The organism is Staphylococcus ureilyticus (assembly GCF_002902235.1).
Taxonomy (GTDB): Bacteria; Bacillota; Bacilli; order Staphylococcales; family Staphylococcaceae; genus Staphylococcus; species Staphylococcus ureilyticus.
The window spans coordinates 43,992-65,295 of sequence record NZ_PPRL01000141.1 but is presented as its reverse complement, the minus strand read 5'-3'; the positions used below and the strand labels follow the sequence as shown (position 1 = coordinate 65,295).

Here is a 21,304-nt window from a genome sequence, read left to right as displayed (position 1 = left end):
ATCAAATATTTTATAATAATTGATAAGAGTATTTTCGTCAAAATGACTAACTTTATTCAATAATATTAACAAATCTCTAACAGTTTTATTTCTCATTGCCATTCTAAGAGCTATTTTGAAATTTGATTCATCGGGAGAAAAATTTAAATTTTTTAGAGTTATATTATTTATAACTTTATAAGCGAAAATATGATTTTGAATATTTAAAATGTTATCTCTATTATGAATTGGTTCAAATGGTTTTAAACCACATGCAATTCGTGTTCCATTATATATATCCAATAATAAATAATTAAGGGCCCAATTTTGATCTTCTTTGAAGTCAGTGTTCACAAAATCGGAATCAAAATAAAATGACTTGATGTCAGTATCGTGCATCTCTTCAACAACATTTAAATTAAGCCCAAAGTGACTTTCTATTTTAAAATAACCATTTTTATAATGTAAATCTATTTCATATTTTTGATTCACTTGTTGTACTCCTTAATTTTTTTATAAAGTACTTTTTTATTACAATGACAAAGTCAATAAACCATCAGGCAATTTAATATTGTTGAGGTAATTATCTTTTAAGTTTACTAAAGAAGAATCGTTTCTAATAAACTTTTTAATGCTCTGGCGTTCATTACTATCTGTATTGAATTTAGTTATACGACTAATCAAGTCATTTTCTTTATCAGTTAAATTATCATTAAATAAATTAAATATTTTCAAATACACATCAAAATCATATATATCATCAAAACTTTTAGCACTAATAAATAATGTGTAATCATTGTAGTTAAACTCTGTTTCACTTCTGAAGTTAGGTAAAAAAAATATCATTTCAATATCTGGATATTTTTTTAAAAGCAAATTTGTAATATTTTTAAACTCATTAGAATGTTTCCTTACCAGTGTTTCTTGATCCATTTGTAAACACCTCCGTTTTCATTGTTTAAAGCATTCATATATCTACTGGCATGTTGTTTAGTTATTTCTGTGTCATATCTTAACTCTGATGTCCAATTTGAAATAGACGACCAACTCGCTTTAAACTTTGGATTGCCTCTTTGCTCGTTCTTAAACTCATTAGTTAAATTGGCTTTTTTTAATAATACATCTAATTTATGAGTTTTATACCCTTTTAAATGGTCAGGATAAACTCCAAAATGATATTTACATACAACTGCTTTCAAAGCGTATTCAGGTACATATCCAGCATCTCTTGCAACCGTTTTAAAGAATCTACCATGCTTATGTAACTCTATTAGCTCTTTATTTTTATCTTCTGCTAAGAATTTCAATTTATTAAAATCTAGTTTTAAATTTTCCATACATACCTTATAACCTTTTTATATACCATTATAAGATAAAAGAAATTAATAAAAAGACAGAACATGTACCGAACAAAAATAGCCCTAGCTTATTTAGGTGAATAAATATAAAAAAATTAGGGCAAGTACATTAGTGCTTACCCTTCCACTACCTTATCTAATACCCTATCAAATACTTGTTGTACCCTCTTATCTGATACTTCAAATATACGTCCTACTTCTTTATAAGTCTTGCCTTCTGCTAACAGCCAAAACATGTAAAACTCTTTATCTGTGGCCACTTTCTCAATTAATATTTCTATTTCATTATAAAATATACTTTCTTCAATATTACTATTATCTATCTCATGCGATTCTGCTTGATCATCCACACTAAAGAAGTCATCCACAGTTGTATCTTCGTAACACTCATTACTCTTATTCATTGTCTTGTGGTAATTTAATATAAACTTTTTAACTGTTTTCTTGTCGTACATCACACATAGTCAACTGCTTTCGCAACACGCTTTAATATAACTTCTTTTGCATGTCTTAACGTTAATTCACTTATGCCCATCACATCAGCTATAACGTTCTCTGTACGGTTGTTATCGTCCCACCATGACAATTTAATAATCTGTTGTACTTTAATATCACAATCGTTGTATACCTCTGTAATGCCCTTTACAATCGATTCTAGGTTCATATATTGAAGTTCATCCATATCACTAGGTAGATTCTTATAAGTATCTACCATATTATGATAATTACACACGTATCTTTCTAGAACAACTCTCAATAAATTTCAAAATTTTTATACATGAAAAAAGCCCTCAACCGTTGTGGTTGAGAGCTCGGATATGGAGACGGCGGGATTCGAACCCGCGTCCAGAGGTCCTGATACTAATCTTTCTACGTGTGTAGTCTATCAAGGTATTTCGCATAATGTTAGGTGATAGACAGCCGACATTATGCTAGTTCGATTAATCTCTTCTAGGCAGACTTCGAACGGCAGTGCCTAGCGTATCCTATTAAGGTTGAATCGCGTTAACTGCACATAGGAAATGCAGTTAGGCGATGCAGAGTGCTATTAGGCAGCTACTGCGAAATTATTGTTTGATTTGTCAGTTAATTTTTAACTGTGTGTGTTGGTGCGGAGACAACCCTCCGACACGCTTAACTAGCTCGGGGACCCCTGTCGAATCCAAAAACGTCCCCTTAATAATATAATGTACTTTCTGTAGATTTAATCATCTATCTTTTTCAGAAAGCACATATTATATTACCAAAGATCGAAGTCTTTGGCAATATTTTCGCTTAATAACGCGCTTTAAGCGCTCTATCTACGTCACGTTTCATTGCTTTTTCTTTCAATGCCTGACGTTTATCATGTTTTTTCTTACCTCTTGCAACACCAAGTAAAACTTTGCATTGACCGTGTTTTAAATAGAGTTTTAAAGGAATGATGGAATAACCAATTTCTCTAGTACGTTCTCCTAATTTTGCTATTTCACGTTTGTGTAATAGTAATTTGCGTGAACGACGTGGGTCATGGTTAAATCGATTTCCTTCTTCATATGGGGCAATGTGCATATTATTTAAAAACATTTCGCCACGATTTACTTGCGCATAGCTATCTTTAAGGTTTGCACTGCCACGACGAATGGACTTAATTTCTGTCCCTTTCAACACAATGCCCGCTTCAATCGTATCTTCTATATTAAAATCATGTCTGGCCTTACGATTTTCAGCTAATGTTCCTGGTGATTTTTTCTTTGGCATTGAGTTTCACCTCTTTGTTGAATTATTTTTTCTTCTTACGAGCTTTATTTTTCACTTTTTTATCTTTGTAAAATGGCTTGTGTTTGGTGTTACCACTTGCTTGTTTGTTTTTATTGCGTTGGTTTTTACCTTTTCGTTGTTTCTTCTTGCCTTTTTTATCATTATTTGAGTTATCTAATGATTGACCGCGTGGCTTCGCTTGAATCGTCTTACCACGTGAAGGTCTTGGACTACGCTCTTTTTTCGGTAATGGCATCCCGACAATTTGGAAATCGATCATACGCTCATCAACATCTACGTTAACAACTTTGATTTTAACTGGATCACCGATGCGGAAGACTTTAGCTTGGCGTTCTCCAATCATTGCCATTTGACGTTCATCGAAGTGATAATAATCGTCGGTCATCTCTGATACATGTACCATACCTTCGATTGTATTTGGCAATTCGATAAACATACCAAAATTAGCTACAGAGCTGATGATACCTTCATATTCTTCTCCGATATGTTGAACCATATATTCTGCTTTCTTCAATTCATCGGTGTCACGTTCTGCTTCGATCGCTCTACGTTCTCTTTGTGATGTATGATCAGCAATTTCTGGTAATGCTTCTTCCCATTTATTAAGTGTTTTATCATCCATTGTTTTATCAATAAGATATTTACGAATAAGTCTATGCACGATTAAATCTGGATATCTCCGAATCGGTGATGTAAAGTGTGTATAGTGTTCTGCTGACAGGCCGAAGTGACCTAGATTCACATCATCATAACGTGCTTGTTGCATTGAACGTAACATCATAGTAGAAATGACCATTTGCTCTGGTTGACCTTCTACTTCTTGTTGAATTTTTTGTAAAGTTGATGGATGTACTTCTTCGCCAGTACCTTTAATCATTAAACCAAAGTTAGTAATAAAGTCAAAGAATTGGCGTAAACGTTCTGATTTCGGTTGCTCGTGTACACGATATATAAATGGTACATTTAATCGATCGAAATGTTCTGCTATCGTTTCGTTGGCTGCTAACATAAACGATTCGATGAGACGTTCACCTTCACCGCGTTTTCTTAATTCTACGTCTGTTGGAATGCCTTCATCATTGACTAGTACTTTGGCTTCACTGATATCGAAGTCAATTTCACCACGGCGTTTACGCATGTTGATTAAACGTTCAGACAAGTCTTTAGCTAAATCAAGCATTGGTGTAACTTCGTTATATTGTTTGCGCGTATCTTCATTTTGATCTGTAATAATTTCATTCACTTCATCGTATGTCATACGATAATTTGAATGAATCACACTATCAAAGATTTCATGATTAACCACATGACCACGTTCATCTAATTCCATCTGGCAACTTAAAGTTAGCCTATCTACTTGTGGATTCAATGAACAAATACCGTTACTAAGTCGATGAGGTATCATTGGAATTACACGGTCAACTAAATATACACTTGTTGCACGGTCGTATGCTTCTTCATTTAGTGCTGATCCTTCCGTTACATAATAACTGACATCAGCGATACTCACTGTCAATTGTGTATGACCATTATCTAACTTCTTGACACTAATTGCGTCATCTAAGTCTTTAGCGTCTGCGCCATCAATTGTAATAGTTAGCTCATTTCTTAAATCACGACGTCCTTCAATTTCAGATGGTTTGATTTCATCTGGTACAGCTTCAGCTTCTTCTAATACCTTATCTGGAAATTCTATTTCAATACCATGTTGATAGATAATCGACAAGATGTCGACACCTGGATCATTTTTATGACCTAAAATTGCTGAAACTTGGCCTTCTGGGTTATCGGTACCGTCCGCATATTTCGTGATTTGTACTAATACTTTATGCCCATCTATCGCACCTAAATTATGACCTTTAGGTATAAACACATCTTGCATAATGCGTTTATCATCTGGTAAGACAAATCCAAAATGTCGAGCTTCACTGTACGTGCCCACTACTTGGGTAACGGAGTGTTTTTCGATTGATTTTACTTCACCTTCCAGCTTACCTTTATGTTCACCTTTAGAGTTTTGTAATTCGACAAGTACAGTATCTCCATCCATTGCACGATTAATCTTTGTAGGTGGGATAAAGACATCATCCATCTCATCGTCTTCAGGACGTAAGAATGCAAAGCCTTTTTTATTTTGACTAAGCGTACCTTGTATTAATTTCGATTGTTTTGATTTTTTAGATTCCTTACGTTGGTATCTATCTGTCTTCGTACGTTGAATTAATCCTGTTTGTTCTAATTCAACAAGTACCTTGATTAAGTCTCTAAATGAGTCGGCACTATTTAAACCTAATGCATCTTGAAAATCTGATACAGACATGGGTTCATAATCTGGTTGCTTAATAATTTCTTCTATGGATTGCTTTAAATTCATTATGCCCCTCCTTTCTATAATTAAATACTAAAAATTTATTTGGACCAATCTAATGATTCTAAGAATTGGTATATATCTTCAAAAACTTTTTCTTTTTCTTTATCAATTGTAATGACATGTCCTGAATTCGCATACCATTTAATTTCTTTATCATCAGACTCGCTGTCATTGTATATAATATTAGCAGAGTCGGTATTAATCATTTGATCTTGCTCACCTTGGATAACAAATAGTGGATCCATTACCTCGTCTACTTGATTACGTATACTTTGAATCTGACCTTGTAGATCTTTTAACGTATCTGTTGGATGAAACGCATCCATTTCTTTTTCTATTGTCGCTTCATCTTTGCCTTCGTATTTTTTGAAATTACGCGCATACGTTAAGACACCATCAAACATTGCACCTTCAGTCTTAATATGCATAGGTGAACACATTGTTATAATACCCTTTACATCTCTATCTAAGCTTATTTTTAATGCATAACAACCACCCAGTGATAAGCCAGCAACCACAATTTCATCATATCCTTTATCAACAAGGAATTCATATCCATCTATTGCATCTTTATACCATGCAAATGGACTAGATTGCAGTATCTCTTCTGGTGGTGCTGCATGACCATCATATTGTGGTGCATAAGAAGTGTAACCCTTTTTTTGTAAGAATCTACCTAACTGTCTTACATCTGAAGAATTCCCTGTAAAACCATGTAAAAGTAATACAGCACGATTACCTTCTTCAAAAAAGAATGGTTCTGGTAATCTAATTTGCATCGTGACTCAATCCCTTCATCCAAGCTATTAAAATAATTATGATATCAGTTGTACTCAAAATATATTCCCTACTTCGAATCATTTAAAAGTCGAATACTTCCATTATAAATAAAAAAGCCCGACTTTTACATTGTCGGACCTTATAAACCAAAATAACTTATGCCTAACATTAACAAGAAGAAAATGACAGACAATACAATTGTTAATCTATGCAAGAATAAATCAACGCCACGTTGTTTTTGTTTACCAAATAACTGTTCAGCGCCACCGCTTATCGCACCTGATAGTCCATTACTTTTACCTTCTTGGAGTAATACAACAGTCACTAATGCAATACAATCTAAAATTAAAATGATTATGAAAAATGTATGCATAAAAATTGTCCTCCATTCATTATATACGAACCGCATTATATCACACGTTTATCTTATTTAGCAAACTTCTATCTATTAAAAGTGCTTTTACGTTTAATTGAAACAACCAGCATATATATCGCTAAAATAAGTGACATGATCAATACAATTGTTAACGGTAAGATATTAATCATTGATTTTGTATCTAATATCGCTTCATAAACCGCATTGATATTAACTAAATTATATAAAATTTGTGAAGTGAATACTGCAAACATAAACCACCACAAATAAGTATGCCTATTCCAAATCGCAATAATCCCTGTTAAATTAGCAATCACATACATGATACCTGTAAATTGGAAACTGTTTTTTATCACACCAATTGCGTTTTCAGAAGGCTTTTGTCTACTATTTATTAACATTTGTTTTATTACACTATCGTCTAAAATAACGAATAAATGAATCGCATAAAGTATTGCTATAATTAGTGAAGTGTATGCAAGAAAATGACCTGTTCGAATTTCTTTTGTTTTAGGTTGTGCCTTCATAATCAGTCAATGCTCCTTCTATAATTTACACTATTAATTATATCAGTTTCACAAACAAAGATGAACAAATTAAACAATGTAAATCTTGTATTTCATTAATATGTATGTTTCTCTGACACAATTGGTCATCATAACTGAAATCGACAGGTATCGCAATAACCTAACTGCACCATACGCTTGGTATATGATTTTTCATCCAATCAAAAAACACGCAAACCCATAGGGTTTACGTGTTAGCGCGTGAACTCATTTTTAGATAAACATTATTTATCTAAATTGTAGAATGATTTAATACCATCGAATTTGCCTGTTTCAAATAATTCATCTTCGATGCGTAATAATTGATTGTATTTAGCAATACGGTCAGTTCTTGATAATGAACCAGTTTTAATTTGACCTGCATTTGTAGCAACTGCGATATCAGCAATAGTTGTATCTTCTGTTTCACCAGAACGGTGTGATACTACTGCTGTATAACCAGCTTTTTGAGCCATTTCAATAGCATCAAATGTTTCAGTTAATGTACCAATTTGGTTAACTTTAATTAAGATTGAATTACCGATACCTTTTTCGATACCTTCTGATAATTTAACAGTGTTTGTAACGAATAAATCGTCACCAACTAATTGAACACGATCACCGATACGGTCAGTTAATACTTTCCAACCGTCCCAGTCATTTTCATCCATACCATCTTCAATAGAAATAATTGGATATTTATTAACCAATTCTTCTAAATAGTCAACTTGTTGTTCTGCTGTAAGTTTTGAACCATTTTCGCCTTCGAATTTAGCATAGTTATAAACACCATCTTCGAAGAATTCTGATGAAGCACAGTCAAAGCCTAAGAACACATCTTTACCAGGTTCTAAACCTACTGCTTTAATCGCTTCTAAGATTGTTTCAACAGCATCCTCTGTACCTTCAAATTTAGGAGCGAAACCACCTTCGTCACCTACTGCTGTTTCTAAACCACGGTTTTTAAGGATTGATTTTAAGTTGTGGAAAATTTCTGCTCCCCAACGTAATGATTCTTTAAATGTTTCTGCACCAACTGGTAAGATCATGAACTCTTGGAATGCGATTGGCGCATCAGAGTGAGAACCACCATTTACAATGTTCATCATTGGAACTGGTAATTGTTTACCATTGAAGCCACCTAAATATTTATAAAGTGGTTGGCCTAATAAATCAGCTGCTGCACGTGCTACTGCAATAGAAACACCAAGAATAGCATTTGCGCCTAATTTACCTTTATTTTCAGTTCCGTCTAATTGAATCATCATTTTATCAATTGAAACTTGTTCTAATACTGAAAATTCACCTTCAACTAATTCAGGTGCAATAATTTCATTTACGTTTTCAACAGCTTTCGTTACACCTTTACCTAAATAACGTGATTTGTCTCCATCACGTAATTCAACTGCTTCGTGCTCACCAGTAGACGCACCTGATGGTACAAGTGTGCGACCAAATGCACCGCTTTCAGTTAATACTTCTACTTCCACTGTTGGGTTGCCGCGTGAGTCAAGGACTTCGCGAGCATAAACATCTGTAATAATTGGCATTTTTGTAATCTCCTTTATAAATAAGTAGTTTAGAAATATTAAATTTCATCTTTATTATAGCTATAAATACTATAAATACAAATAATTTAATTACTTCATTTTGATTATGCGTGCCATCAGTCATTTAAGCAAATCTTAAACAATGACACGCCCTTATATTTCTGGTCTTTGGACCATATTGTGTTTATATTATTTTAATGCTTGATAAGTGATTCGCCAGTCATGTCTTCAGGTTGTTTTACTTGTAACAAATCTAATAGTGTAGGCGCTAAATCACCTAGTCGACCTGTTTCACGTAAAGTTTCACCCTCTTTAGTAACAATCACTGGTACAGGGTTAGTCGTATGTGTTGTCATTGGTTGCTCATCATCAGTGAGTACCATATCTGAGTTACCATGGTCAGCTGTAATGATGGCATGACCACCCATATCAATAATTTTATCTACGACTTCACCTAAACACTCATCAACTGCTTCAATCGCTTTGATTGTAGGTTCAAGCATACCACTATGCCCCACCATATCAGGATTGGCAAAGTTTAATAAGATTAAGTCTAAGTCACCTTTATTCAACTCTTCAATCAGTGCGTCTTTGACTTCATAAGCACTCATTTCTGGTTTAAGATCATAAGTTGCAACTTTAGGTGAGTCAATCAATCTACGACGTTCACCTTCGAATTCATCATTGCGACCACCACTCATAAAATAAGTGACATGCGGGAATTTTTCAGTTTCCGCTATACGTAACTGTTTCAAGCCATTATCTTGTGCAACTTCACCAATTGTATTTGTTAAGTCGACTTTTTCAAAAACAATTTTTGCATCTACATTATCATTATATTTTGTAAATGTAGCGTAAAATAAGTCATTAACTTGGTCTACTTTAAAGCCTTCAAATGCTTTATCTGTAAAGATTTCAGACAGTTGACCAGCTCTATCAGGACGGAAGTTATAGAAGATGACTGCATCTCCATCATTCACGCCATTATTTTGATCTTTGATGATAAATGGTTCGACAAATTCATCAGTTAAATCTTTAGCATAGTTTGCTTCAACACCAGCTTTAGCTGATTCAAATGTTTCTCCACCAAAGTTACGAATTGCGTTATAAGCTTTTTCTTCTCTATCCCAGCGTTTATCACGATCCATTGCATAATAACGACCTGAAACAGATGCGAATTGGCCAATGCCTAATTCTTTGAATTTAGCTTCTGTTTCTTCGATATATTTAAGTGCTGATTTTTGGTCAACATCACGTCCATCTAAGAACGCGTGTACATAAACGTTGTCAACGCCTTGCTTTTTGGCTAATTCTAATAAAGCAAATAGATGCTTGTAATGACTATGCACACCACCATCTGACAATAAACCAAAAATATGAAGTGCTGATTGATTGCCTTTTACGTGTTGAATCGCCTGGTTCAATACATCATTTTCAAAGAAATCGCCATCTTCAATAGATTTATTGATACGTGTTAAACTTTGATAAACAATGCGTCCAGCGCCAATATTCATGTGTCCAACTTCTGAATTACCCATTTGACCTTCAGGAAGTCCAACATCCAAGCCACTCGCTTCGATTTGTGTTGTTGGATATTGATTATAATAACGGTCAAAATTAGGTTTATTAGCTAGTTTCACAGCATTACCATGCTCACTTTCTCTATTTGCAAAACCATCTAAAATAATTAATGCAGTTGGTTGTTTAGCCATATTATTTTGCACCTTCTAACAATTGTACAAAATCGTCCACTTTAAGAGATGCGCCACCTACTAATGCGCCATCGATGTCTGATTCTGCCATGTATTCTTTTATGTTGTTAGGTTTAACACTACCGCCATATTGAATACGTGTTGCTTCAGCAACTGATTGTCCTGATAAGTCTGCAATCGTTTCTCTTACAAATGCACACATTTCATTGGCATCTTTTGCAGTTGATGATTTGCCAGTACCGATTGCCCAAATTGGTTCATATGCAATGACAACTTGTTTCAATTGTGTTTCAGATAATCCTTCAACCGCTTTTTTCACTTGGTTACCAACAACTTCATTAGCTTTGCCACTTTCGCGTTCTTCGTCTGTTTCACCAACACAAATAATTGGAGTCATACCATGATTGAATACGGCATGTGCTTTTTTGTTAATATCTTCATCTGTTTCATGGAAGATTTCACGACGCTCAGAGTGTCCAATAACAACGTATTTTACGCCTAAATCAGCTAATGCTACTGGTGATGTTTCACCTGTAAATGCACCATTATCTTCATAAAAAGCATTTTGTGCACCAATTTGTAAACCTTGTGCTTTACCTTCATTAACTGCTGTTACTAAGGCATCTAATTGAATTGTTGGAGCACAAATGACAGATTCTACCTCTTTAGTATCTGGTAATGCTGGTAATTCATTAATAAAATCTTTAGCCTCTTGAACTGTTTTGTTCATCTTCCAGTTACCCGCAATAATTGGTTTTCTCATTATATACACTCCTATTAGTAAATTATGATTAATGTTTAATCAAGTTTTGCTCGTAAATTAACGATTATTTATTAGCAATCGCAACGACACCTGGCAGTTCCTTACCTTCAAGATATTCTAATGAAGCACCGCCACCAGTTGAAATGTGACTAAAGTCATCAGCATATCCTAATGAAATCGCTGCTGCAGCTGAATCGCCACCACCGATAATTGTGTTTGCATCTTTCATTTCAGCAATTGCTTCACAAACCCCAATTGTACCTTTTGCGAAATTACTGAATTCAAATACACCCATAGGTCCATTCCAAACTACTGTATGAGCGCCTTGTAGTTTTTCTTTGAATAATTCTACAGTTTTCGGACCAACATCCATCGCTTCTTGGTCGGCAGGAATGTTATCAACAGAAACTTCTGTAATCTTCGCATCATTAGAAAATTCTTTTGCAACTTTACAGTCTACAGGTAATACAATTTGATCTCCTGCTTTTTCTAACAATTCTTTTGCAAAGTCTACTTTATCTTCTTCTAATAAAGATAAGCCGATTTCTTTACCTTGCGCTTTGAAGAATGTGTATGACATACCGCCACCAATAAGCACTTTATCTGCAATTTTCAATAAGTTAGTGATTACACCAATTTTATCTGAAACTTTAGCGCCACCAAGAATTGCAACTACAGGTTTATCTGGGTTTTCTACAACACCACCGATATATCTAATTTCTTTTTCCATTAGATAACCTGCTACAGTTTCTAAGTGAGCTGCAATACCTACGTTTGACGCATGTTTACGGTGTGCCGTTCCAAATGCATCATTTACAAATACATCACCTAATGATGCCCAGTATTCACCTAATTCAGGGTCATTTTTAGACTCTTTTTTACCTTCTAAATCTTCAAAACGTGTATTTTCAACTAATAGCACATCACCTTCATTTAAATCTTTAATTGAGTGCTCTAATTGTGTTCCACGTGTTTCAGGAACAAATGCCACGTCTTTATTTAATTTTTCAGCTAATGCATTAGCTACAGGTTTTAAAGTTAATTCTGCTTTATCACTTTCTTCTTTAACTTTTCCTAAGTGAGAGAATAAAACGACTTTACCACCTTGTTCAATAATATATTTTATAGTTGGTAAAGCTTGAACGATACGATTGTCGTCCGTAATTTCACCGTCTTTCATAGGTACGTTAAAATCTGCACGTACAAGTACAGTTTTACCTTTTAACTCGATATCAGATACAATTTTTTTTGTCATGTAATCTTCCTCCTTTAGATGGATGAATAAAGTAAAATAAGCGGAGAAGCGTTGAGCTCCCCGCTTACTCCTAAGCTTATTGATTCAATTTCACAACGCTATACTTGTTAAACTAAAGTGAGCATCAAATTATTTAGCGTGACTTGCTAAATATTCTAATGTGCGTACTAATTGTGAAGTGTATGACATTTCGTTATCATACCAAGCTGCTACTTTAACTAATTGACGATCTCCAACAGTCATAACACGTGTTTGAGTTGCATCAAATAGTGAACCGTAAGTCATTCCGATTACATCAGAAGAAACGATTTCATCTTCAGTATAACCGAATGATTCGTTAGATGCATTTTTCATTGCGTTATTTACGTCTTCGATACTTACATTTTTATCTAAAACTACTGTTAATTCAGTTAATGAACCAGTTGCAACTGGTACACGTTGTGCTCCACCGTCTAATTTACCATCAATTTCAGGAATTACTAGGCCGATAGCTTTAGCAGCACCTGTTGAGTTAGGGATAATGTTTTCAGCAGCTGCACGTGCACGACGTTTGTCACCTTTTCTATGAGGCGCATCTTGTGTGCTTTGGTCACCAGTGTAAGCATGAATTGTAGTCATGAAACCTTCGATTAAACCGAATTCATCATTCAACACTTTAGCAACTGGTGCTAATGAGTTAGTAGTACATGAAGCACCTGAAACAACGTCTTCTGAACCATCTAAAGTATCATGGTTAGTGTTGTAAACGATTGTTTTCAAGTCACCTTTAGCTGGTGCTGAAATCAATACTTTTTTAGCTCCTGCATTGATATGTGCTTCTGCTTTTTCTTTATCTGTAAATAAACCAGTACATTCTAATACTACATCGATATCTAAGTCTCCCCAAGGTAATTTGCTTGGATCTGGCTCAGAAAATGATTTAACTTCTAATCCGTTAACGCGGAAACCATTCTCTTCAACTTCAACTTCTCCTGTGAAGCGACCTTGTGTAGTGTCATATTTTAATAAATGAGCTAACATTTCATCATCTGTTAAGTCGTTTACTGCTACTACATCGATTCCTTCTACATCTTGAATTCTTCTGAATGCTAAACGACCAATTCTACCAAAACCATTAATTGCTACTTTAACTGCCATTATAATGGCCTCCTTTAAAATGATATTTAAAAAGTGGAATCACTTTTTATTACTATTATTCGCGATAATACTTGCCGCTCCTTCATCTGTGATTAACACAGTGTTTTTGGGTGCAATCGAAAGATAAGCTTTAATTGCCTCTCCTTTTGATTTACCCCCAGCAACGGCAAAGATAAACTTTTTCGATACAAGGTCTTCTAATTGAAGTCCGATTGTTTTTACTTTGTGAACGATCTGCCCTTGTTCATCGAAATAATATCCAAATGCTTCTCCCGAGGCATTGTGATGTTGAAGTTTTTCAATAACTTCACTAGGTGATTGACGTCTACGCGCCATCTTCAGCGCATCACCAATGCCGTGGATTGTAATATTTGCTTCTTTAATTTTTTCTAAAGTGTGTATCACTGAAGGCTCTAACATAAGTGTATTATACGTTGTTTCACTGACATTATCTGGTACATAAAGCGTTGTATAATCTCCATCTGTTTGCTGAGCCATACTGGCTGCAATCGTATTGGCTTGATATACAACGTTTTCACCAAGCCCACCTCTTGCAGGTACAAAAAATACGTCGTAAGGTTGCCGATGCATAGCTTCACTTACGTATGCCATTGTTGAGCCACCAGTAACTGCTACAGTTGCATGATCGTATAAAACATCTTCAACTAGCTGTCCGGCTTGTTTAGATAATTCAATTTTAACCGTTTTATCAGTGTCTGAATCACCAGGAATGACATAAACATCTTTAATGCCATATTTTTCTTTGATAATTTGCGCAAGGTGATGATCATCTGAATAAACGTTAAAATAACTATTGAGTTGGCGTACTGTCGTTTCACCAGCTTCAGTGATTTCCATACCTGTAGGTTTAACTTTGATAAGTGCTTGTTTCTTTAAAACATCTGTTTCAGAACGCAACACTCTTTCAGTTAAATCCATATATTCACTTAAACTACGTCTACCGACGGGTTGATACTGAGCGATAGTAGTGAGTATTGAAAAACGACGATACATCTTTTCAACAATTTCTGGGACAAGCTTTTGTTGAATTTTTATCAAGTTCTTCACTACTAACCTCCTCCGTTTCTATATACAAGGGTCAAGTTCTAACCATAGATTGACTTTTTACGTCCCTACTGGGACAAAAAAATATAACCTCTTATATTTGCTATAATACTACTATACATTTAAAAAAGCAAGAGAAATACTTCGGTCTTAAATAAAGTGAAATTTATACTTTTATAGTTCTATTCTCTATAGAAATATTTTACCCATTTTCTTTTTTTATTAATCATTTTCCACATGACATTTTTTAATTATATGTTAAACATAACATCATCAACATGCGTTTCTTTGAAACAATCTCCAATTATGCTTAAAATAAATATAAACTTAATGAGTTATTTTTCAGGAGGAATATACATGTCTAACAATAAACACCCAGAAGTTATAGACCCAGAAGATAAAAGATACAAAGATGACGATTACTTTAAACAAACGAAAGAACATTCTCAAAAAAATCCATATCAATCATTTAATTACAACAAACACATTGGTTGTCATTTAGGTCCATTTGGTTGTTTAGGTGGCTGCTTATCAATCATACTGCTATTGTCATTCATTTCATATTTAGTGAGCTTTTTATTTTAATCATTCCTTTTTTGTTTCATATGATTCTTACTACAAATGATAAGCTGCGTTTCATTTTAGTGCTTAATTCACATTAATATTTATAAAAAACACGCACTGTATGTGACAGCGCGTGTTCTAGAAATATAATTTTCTTTTTATATTTAATCTTCATCAGATGATTGCGAACTTTTTTCTGTGTTTGAATTATTATTTTGAGTTGAACGTTGTTGAGTATTTTGTTGCGTACTGCGTTGTTGAGTAGAAGGTTCACTCGTCTTCTCTTCTGTTGAAGGCTCAGATGTGCGCTCTTCAGTAGAAGGTTCACTCGTCTTTTCTTCTGTTGTTTTTTCTTCTGTTGAAGGTTCGCTTGTTTTTTCCTCTGTTGAGCGTTCTTCAGTAGTACGTTCTTCCTTTGTTTTTTCAGGTGAATCTTTTTCTTCCGTAGTTCTTCTTTCTTGTGTTCTAGGTTGCTGTGTCTGTTGGGTTTGTTGCGTCTGTTGTGTCTGAGGAACTTGTTGTGTTTGTTGTGTCTGTTGGGTTTGTTGTGTTTGGTTTGTTTCTTCAGTTGATTTTTCTTTTTTCTTGTCTTTTTGTTCCTTAGTTTTTTCTTTCTTTTTGTCTTTTTCTTCTTGTTTTTGGTCTGCCAAACGTTCATTGGCTTTATTTGAATGATCTACGAATGCAAAAATTGCAAAAACTAACCCACCTATAAGTAATAGGACAATCAATCCACTGATCAGTTTTGCGAAACCACTCATTTTTTTATTATCTTTGTCATCAAAATTGTTATTTTGATTATGCTTAGGCATATGCTCCCCTCACTTCAATTTATATCAAATCATCATTTTCAAATGGCATTTAACTTCATGTTAGAACTATATTTTACACTATTTCTTTGATTAAACAACCTTATTAACCACATTTTAATGTAGATGTTACTTTGATTTCCAAACTATAGTAAAATAATCACATACAACACTTTTATTGTTGCTTCAACTTAATACTAATCTAATTTCGAATATTGTTTCAATACTTTTACTTAAATTATTCTTTTACTATCAATAATATCATAACAGGATGTGACTAGATTTTGAAAAAGTACGACTTATTTAATGAATCAAATCAATCACAAAAAAAGCCTACCCATTTGCGTCATATGATGAGCGAAAATGATAATGATGAATCAAAAATCCCAATTAAAACACGCTATAAACTTTTTATACTTGTGCTATTTTTGCTTTTAATCGCTTTTGGCATTATCGGCTTATTTATTTTATAATATGTAGTACTTCAATTACACTATTATAATGACATCAAAATAATTTCTACCGATTCAATGATGTATATTAAGAATCACAAAAAATTAGGCCTACACGATAATCGTATAGGCCTCTACTAAAGGGAGTCAAAATTTTACCTTCGCTAGTATATTATGGGGTATACTCGAAATAATTAAGAGATGATTAATTAATATCGAAGGTACCTTTATTATAACGACATATGATTTTATTTTAAATACATCTTAGACATAGTAAATGACATATTTTTGAACAAAATTCGAATAAATTTTGTCATACTCTTTATGAGATTTACTTGCATTTAAAGCCTGAACGATTCCATACTATAATTCTATGAGGTGATACTATGAAACACTATCTAATTACAGGCGGTACTGGTCTAGTAGGTACTCAGCTAATCGAGGCAATACAACAAAGTGATTCCAAAATCACGATATTAACAAGACAAAACAATGCTACATCACATCCTAAAATCACATATGTTAACTGGTCAGAACCGAATTGGGAAAGCCAAATTCCAGATATTGATATCGTGATCAATTTAGCCGGTGCTAGCTTAAATAATCGCTGGACCTCCTCACATAAACAAAATATAATGTTAAGTCGATTACAATCTACTCAGGCACTATACGACCTTTTTAAAAACAGAAAGCAAAAGCCAGCTGTATTCTTTAACGCCAGCGCAGTAGGTTATTACAAACCTGATTTAACACGTACATATACCGAGCTGTATCAAACATTACCATTTGATTTTTTATCTGAAGTGGTATATCAGTGGGAACGTTTAGCACGTCAATTTGAATCATTAGGCACACGAGTAATTATTGGCAGATTTGGAATGGTACTATCAAATCAAGGTGGTGCATTACCATTGATGAAATTACCTTATGATTTAAATGTCGGTGGTAAAATAGGTAGTGGTAGACAATGGTATTCTTGGATTCATATTGAAGATTTAACAAGAGCGATACTCTATACCATAAATAATGAAAAAGCACGCGGCGTATTTAATTTCACATCACCTATTGCAGAACATCAAAATATGTTTGGTTATACCATTGCAAGAGAAGTTCATCGCCCACACTATACATGGGTACCTTCATTTGCACTCAGACTTATCTTAGGTGAAATGTCGACAGTTGTACTTGATACTCAAAAAGTTTTACCTAATAAGTTGCAAGCACTAGATTTTGAATTCAAATACCCAAATCTGAAACTAGCACTAGAAAATTTAGTTCATTAAGAAAGGGACTATTTAAAAATGAAACAAGATAGTATTAGCCATATCTTATTATTCATTGCAGGTTTACTCCTCATCACCAATGGTATTTTGGCATTTGAAAAACCTGCTATTATGATCGTCATTTCTATATCTTTAGTAATCATTGGATTATTGACGTTAGTCATTTCGATTATTTTAATTTATAAAAAGAAACAAAATCTCTTAAATAAACACTAATCATACTTTCAAAATATTATTAAAAAAACAAGCCACACATGTCAACCACATCGTATATGCATCATGCATTTTAGAAATGGTCGTACATTGTCGTGACTTGTTTTTTGTTACTTGTATGTCATTATTATCTTACGCGATATATTATGATTCTGGCACCATAACATCATCGATTAAACCGTATTCTTTAGCTTCTTCTGCTGATAAGAAGTTATCACGGTCAGTATCTTTTTCAATTTGTTCAATTGATTGACCTGTGCGCTCAGCTAAAATTTTATTTAATTTAGCACGTGTTTTCAGAATATGATTAGCGGCAATTTCAATTTCAGTTGCTTGACCTTGCGCACCACCAAGTGGTTGGTGAATCATTACTTCAGCATTTGGTAAAGCAAAGCGTTTACCTTTTGCTCCTGCTGCAAGTAAGAATGAACCCATAGATGCAGCCATACCAATACAAATCGTTTGCACATCTGGTTTAATGTGTTGAATTGTATCATAAATAGCAAATCCAGCAGTTACACTACCACCTGGTGAGTTAATGTAAAGATAGATATCTTTTTCAGCATCTTGTGCTTGTAAAAATAATAATTGTGATACGATAGAGTTGGCTACGTTGTCATCAATTTGTGAACCTAACATAATAATACGGTCTTTTAATAAACGTGAGTAAATATCATAAGCACGTTCCCCACGGTTTGTAGTTTCAATTACTGTAGGTATTAAATTCATTAATATTGCCTCCTTATTTCTAACTGATAAATTTATTTTAACCTAAAAGTCAAATATGGTCAAAAAATAACGCTTAGAATTTCATTAAACATTATAAATTATTGTTGACCAACACTTATAAGATTTGTACACTAATATTATTGTTATTTACCCCTCGTAGTGTAATGGATAACACATAAGATTCCGGTTCTTAGAATAGGGGTTCGATTCCCTTCGAGGGGATATTTTGGATAATCTTCCTTAAAACCATCAAACTGAACATTGAAGTTTTCGGGCTTTCATTGACATTTACTATCCGTTGATGAAAGTCTTTTTTTATTTTCACACCTTGAAAAATACCAAACCAGTAGATTTGAAACTCGCTGTTATTCAAAACGCTTAAATTTCAACATTTAAGCGTTTAAGATTTTGTGAAAATGATTTTGTATTTATTTATCAATATTTAATAACTTAAGCATAACACTATTACTTTACATTGATAAACGTGCTGCCTAAGACATCTCGCACATCATGAATAACTAAAAAGGCATTTTCATCTACTTCATTGACTAATTTTTTCACTCTTGTCACCTGAGATTGCGGCACAACAACATATAACATCGTTGTTTCCGTTTTTGCATAACCACCTTTTCCATTTAATAAAGTTGAGCCCCGACCAGTAAAGGAATTAATTTTGTCACTGATGATTTCATTCTTATTAGATATGATTGTAACGCCTTTTTTAGGATTAAAGCCTTCAATTATAAATGAAGTCGCTCTTTCAGTAATGAATAGCATAATAATCGTAAACAAGACATTCTTTAATGGTAACACCATCAAGAATGATAAGACGACAATGCCATCTAGAATAAAAATACCTTGTGATGTCTTCATTTCTGAGTATTTACTTATAATTTTAGCAATTACGGATGTGCCTCCAAGTGTACTCCCTGTAGAAATTACTAGTCCAGCACCTATTCCTATAATTGCACCACCAAATACAGAATTTATAACAAAATCATCTATCCCTAAATTAATATTTTCAGTTACTCGTAAAAAGAATGAGAGTGCCGTGTTTGAAATAACGGTATAAACAGCGATTGTTTTACTTAAATACTTCCAGCCGATAAAAACGACTATTGTATTAATAATCAAAGAAGACCAAGCTGGAGAAAATCCCAAAGTGTATTTTAAGGCTAGCGCAATACCTACCGTACCGCCATCACCCAAATTCGATCCAAGTAAAAAGCAATTTACACCTATAGCGTTGATAAACGTTCCAATTAAACATAAGATGATACTTTTATAATGATTTTTTATTAATGCTGTCATTGATTCACTCCCATTCCATTTCATTTAAATTTTAATCATGTCACAGACTATCTGCCATAACCTGTACTAAATATGATACTTAGCTGTATCTAACCTTAGACTGCAATAGCATACGCTTTATCGTCATAATCTATTTGGTGTCAACAAAGTAAATTGATGCTTCAGAAAATACAACTCCGTTTGAAACATATTAAAAAAGACACCTCATATGAGGCGTCATATATAAATCTAATTAGCATATTATAATATCAAAACGCAGTTTTTTTCAATAACATTTTAATATATTTTTAAAATTAATTTTATCACTGGTAATAAACGCCATTTTCTTTTACAGACAAATGATTAAAGTTCAATTGTTTCACCACTACGAATTTTATCAGCCATTTGGTTTAATTTTCTTAAACGATGATTGACACCGGATTTAGAAATTGTACCTGTAGACATCATTTCGCCTAATTCTTTCAGAGAAATTTCTTGATGCTCTATGCGTAACTTCGCTATTTCCCGTAATCGATCAGGAAGATTATCTAAACCAATTTCTTGGTCGATTAGTTGAATGCTTTCGACCTGCTTCATCGCTGCACTAACGGTTTTATTTAAATTCGCCGTTTCACAATTGACCAATCGATTTACGGAATTTCTCATATCTCTAACAATACGCACATCTTCAAATTTAAGTAATGCCTGATAGCCACCGATTAAACTCAAGAAATCAGAAATTTTTTCAGCTTCTTTTAAATAAGCAATGCTTCCTTTTTTTCGTTCTAGATGTTTAGCATTGAGTTCATATTCATTCATTAAATTCGTAATACCTTCGGAATGGTCTTCATACAATGAAAATATTTCTAAATGATAAGAAGATGTTTCTGGATTATTCACTGATCCACCCGCAAGAAAAGCACCTCGTAGATAACTTCTTTTCATTTCATCTTCACGAATCATCGCTTCATCTATTTCATGCGTAAAGACACCATTTTTCAATATACCTAATTCATCTAAAATTTCTTTAGCACGTGCTTTAATTCTACAAATATAAATATTGTTCTTTTTTAATTTCATTTTTTTTCTTACAAGTAGCTCTACTTCAACATTAAACACTTTTTTTATTAAGGAATATATCCGTCTTGCTGTCGTAGCATTTTCAGTTTGAACATTAATCACAAATTGTTGATTGGAAAGACTGAGTGCACCATTCATCCGTATAAGCGCACTGAGCTCTGCTTTTGCATTTGTTTCATCTACTTCTATTCTAGTCAGTTCATTTTTCATTTCTGATGCAAAGCTCATACAT

At 33.6% G+C, this 21,304-nt stretch carries 24 protein-coding genes, 1 tRNA gene and 1 other RNA gene; 5 read left to right on the top strand and 21 right to left on the bottom strand.

Annotated elements, in window-relative coordinates:
* From CD150_RS12240 to CD150_RS12160, 17 genes are all read right to left on the bottom strand, one after another.
* On the bottom strand, window positions 1-471 hold a 471-nt coding region (locus CD150_RS12240; protein ID WP_206185644.1), incomplete at its 3' end, for a hypothetical protein.
* Window positions 472-510: 39 nt separating this feature from the next.
* Window positions 511-912 carry a hypothetical protein gene (locus CD150_RS12235; protein WP_103161632.1) on the bottom strand — a complete coding sequence of 134 codons (402 nt, stop codon included), beginning with the start codon at window positions 910-912 and terminating at the stop codon, window positions 511-513.
* Complete coding sequence (locus CD150_RS12230; RefSeq protein ID WP_103161631.1) at window positions 891-1,316, bottom strand: hypothetical protein; 426 nt, start codon at window positions 1,314-1,316, stop codon at window positions 891-893. Before CD150_RS12230 ends, CD150_RS12235 begins: the two co-directional genes overlap by 22 nt.
* 137 nt (window positions 1,317-1,453) lie before the next feature.
* Complete coding sequence (locus CD150_RS12225; RefSeq protein WP_307723912.1) at window positions 1,454-1,792, bottom strand: sigma-70 family RNA polymerase sigma factor; 339 nt, start codon at window positions 1,790-1,792, stop codon at window positions 1,454-1,456.
* Window positions 1,792-2,001: a hypothetical protein gene (locus tag CD150_RS12220; protein ID WP_240621237.1), complete on the bottom strand. Its 210-nt coding sequence runs from the start codon at window positions 1,999-2,001 to the stop codon at window positions 1,792-1,794. The genes CD150_RS12225 and CD150_RS12220 overlap by 1 nt, the downstream gene beginning before the upstream one ends.
* Window positions 2,002-2,153: 152 nt before the next feature.
* Window positions 2,154-2,513: a transfer-messenger RNA gene (gene ssrA, locus CD150_RS12215) on the bottom strand.
* A gap of 99 nt (window positions 2,514-2,612) precedes the next feature.
* Window positions 2,613-3,077 carry an SsrA-binding protein SmpB gene (smpB, locus tag CD150_RS12210; RefSeq protein ID WP_046207457.1) on the bottom strand — a complete coding sequence of 155 codons (465 nt, stop codon included), beginning with the start codon at window positions 3,075-3,077 and terminating at the stop codon, window positions 2,613-2,615.
* 22 nt (window positions 3,078-3,099) lie between these two features.
* Window positions 3,100-5,472: a ribonuclease R gene (gene rnr, locus CD150_RS12205; RefSeq protein WP_046207456.1), complete on the bottom strand. Its 2,373-nt coding sequence runs from the start codon at window positions 5,470-5,472 to the stop codon at window positions 3,100-3,102.
* 35 nt (window positions 5,473-5,507) lie between these two features.
* Window positions 5,508-6,248, bottom strand: coding sequence for an alpha/beta hydrolase (locus CD150_RS12200; protein WP_103161628.1), 741 nt, complete (start codon window positions 6,246-6,248; stop codon window positions 5,508-5,510).
* A gap of 140 nt (window positions 6,249-6,388) precedes the next feature.
* Entirely contained in the window at window positions 6,389-6,622 is a 234-nt protein-coding gene (secG, locus tag CD150_RS12195) for a preprotein translocase subunit SecG (protein WP_073343085.1), read from the bottom strand.
* A gap of 68 nt (window positions 6,623-6,690) precedes the next feature.
* On the bottom strand, window positions 6,691-7,152 hold the full coding sequence (locus CD150_RS12190; RefSeq protein WP_046207454.1) for a hypothetical protein: 462 nt from the start codon (window positions 7,150-7,152) through the stop codon (window positions 6,691-6,693).
* A 263-nt stretch (window positions 7,153-7,415) separates the two neighbouring features.
* A complete protein-coding gene (gene eno, locus CD150_RS12185) occupies window positions 7,416-8,720 on the bottom strand; it encodes a surface-displayed alpha-enolase (RefSeq protein ID WP_046207453.1) in 1,305 nt (434 codons plus the stop codon).
* Window positions 8,721-8,914: 194 nt separating this feature from the next.
* Window positions 8,915-10,432 (bottom strand): 2,3-bisphosphoglycerate-independent phosphoglycerate mutase, encoded by a 1,518-nt coding sequence (gene gpmI / locus CD150_RS12180; protein WP_046207452.1) that lies wholly within the window; start codon window positions 10,430-10,432, stop codon window positions 8,915-8,917.
* A 1-nt stretch (window position 10,433) separates the two neighbouring features.
* Window positions 10,434-11,195, bottom strand: a complete 762-nt coding sequence (gene tpiA / locus CD150_RS12175) for a triose-phosphate isomerase (protein ID WP_064209491.1) — start codon at window positions 11,193-11,195, stop codon at window positions 10,434-10,436.
* Window positions 11,196-11,259: 64 nt separating this feature from the next.
* Window positions 11,260-12,450, bottom strand: a complete 1,191-nt coding sequence (locus tag CD150_RS12170) for a phosphoglycerate kinase (protein ID WP_046207450.1) — start codon at window positions 12,448-12,450, stop codon at window positions 11,260-11,262.
* A 129-nt stretch (window positions 12,451-12,579) separates the two neighbouring features.
* On the bottom strand, window positions 12,580-13,587 hold the full coding sequence (gap, locus tag CD150_RS12165; protein WP_019469448.1) for a type I glyceraldehyde-3-phosphate dehydrogenase: 1,008 nt from the start codon (window positions 13,585-13,587) through the stop codon (window positions 12,580-12,582).
* A 39-nt stretch (window positions 13,588-13,626) separates the two neighbouring features.
* Complete coding sequence (locus CD150_RS12160; protein WP_226857817.1) at window positions 13,627-14,601, bottom strand: sugar-binding transcriptional regulator; 975 nt, start codon at window positions 14,599-14,601, stop codon at window positions 13,627-13,629.
* Between the two features lie 408 nt (window positions 14,602-15,009).
* Here CD150_RS12160 and CD150_RS12155 point away from each other — a divergent pair, with 408 nt between their 5' ends.
* Window positions 15,010-15,237: a hypothetical protein gene (locus CD150_RS12155; protein WP_073343090.1), complete on the top strand. Its 228-nt coding sequence runs from the start codon at window positions 15,010-15,012 to the stop codon at window positions 15,235-15,237.
* 143 nt (window positions 15,238-15,380) lie between these two features.
* Here the strand turns inward: CD150_RS12155 and CD150_RS12150 are convergent, their stop codons facing one another.
* Window positions 15,381-16,028: a DUF4887 domain-containing protein gene (locus tag CD150_RS12150; RefSeq protein WP_070039124.1), complete on the bottom strand. Its 648-nt coding sequence runs from the start codon at window positions 16,026-16,028 to the stop codon at window positions 15,381-15,383.
* Between the two features lie 281 nt (window positions 16,029-16,309).
* Between CD150_RS12150 and CD150_RS12145 the strand changes: the two genes are divergently transcribed.
* The 3 genes from CD150_RS12145 to CD150_RS12135 all read left to right on the top strand — a co-directional run bounded on the left by CD150_RS12145 (window position 16,310) and on the right by CD150_RS12135 (window position 17,976).
* Window positions 16,310-16,498 carry a hypothetical protein gene (locus CD150_RS12145; protein WP_064209494.1) on the top strand — a complete coding sequence of 63 codons (189 nt, stop codon included), beginning with the start codon at window positions 16,310-16,312 and terminating at the stop codon, window positions 16,496-16,498.
* A gap of 365 nt (window positions 16,499-16,863) precedes the next feature.
* Entirely contained in the window at window positions 16,864-17,760 is an 897-nt protein-coding gene (locus CD150_RS12140; RefSeq protein ID WP_064209495.1) for a TIGR01777 family oxidoreductase, read from the top strand.
* Between the two features lie 18 nt (window positions 17,761-17,778).
* Window positions 17,779-17,976: a hypothetical protein gene (locus CD150_RS12135; RefSeq protein WP_073343093.1), complete on the top strand. Its 198-nt coding sequence runs from the start codon at window positions 17,779-17,781 to the stop codon at window positions 17,974-17,976.
* Window positions 17,977-18,117: 141 nt separating this feature from the next.
* Here CD150_RS12135 and clpP read toward each other — a convergent pair whose 3' ends face one another.
* Window positions 18,118-18,702, bottom strand: a complete 585-nt coding sequence (clpP, locus tag CD150_RS12130; RefSeq protein ID WP_046207443.1) for an ATP-dependent Clp endopeptidase proteolytic subunit ClpP — start codon at window positions 18,700-18,702, stop codon at window positions 18,118-18,120.
* Between the two features lie 150 nt (window positions 18,703-18,852).
* On the opposite strand from clpP, the gene CD150_RS12125 reads away from it, so the two are divergent.
* Window positions 18,853-18,924: transfer RNA gene (locus CD150_RS12125), tRNA-Arg, on the top strand.
* A gap of 243 nt (window positions 18,925-19,167) precedes the next feature.
* Here the strand turns inward: CD150_RS12125 and CD150_RS12120 are convergent.
* Entirely contained in the window at window positions 19,168-20,013 is an 846-nt protein-coding gene (locus CD150_RS12120; RefSeq protein ID WP_046207442.1) for a YitT family protein, read from the bottom strand.
* 342 nt (window positions 20,014-20,355) lie between these two features.
* Window positions 20,356-21,300, bottom strand: a complete 945-nt coding sequence (whiA, locus tag CD150_RS12115) for a DNA-binding protein WhiA (RefSeq protein WP_046207441.1) — start codon at window positions 21,298-21,300, stop codon at window positions 20,356-20,358.
* Window positions 21,301-21,304 lie beyond the last annotated feature (4 nt).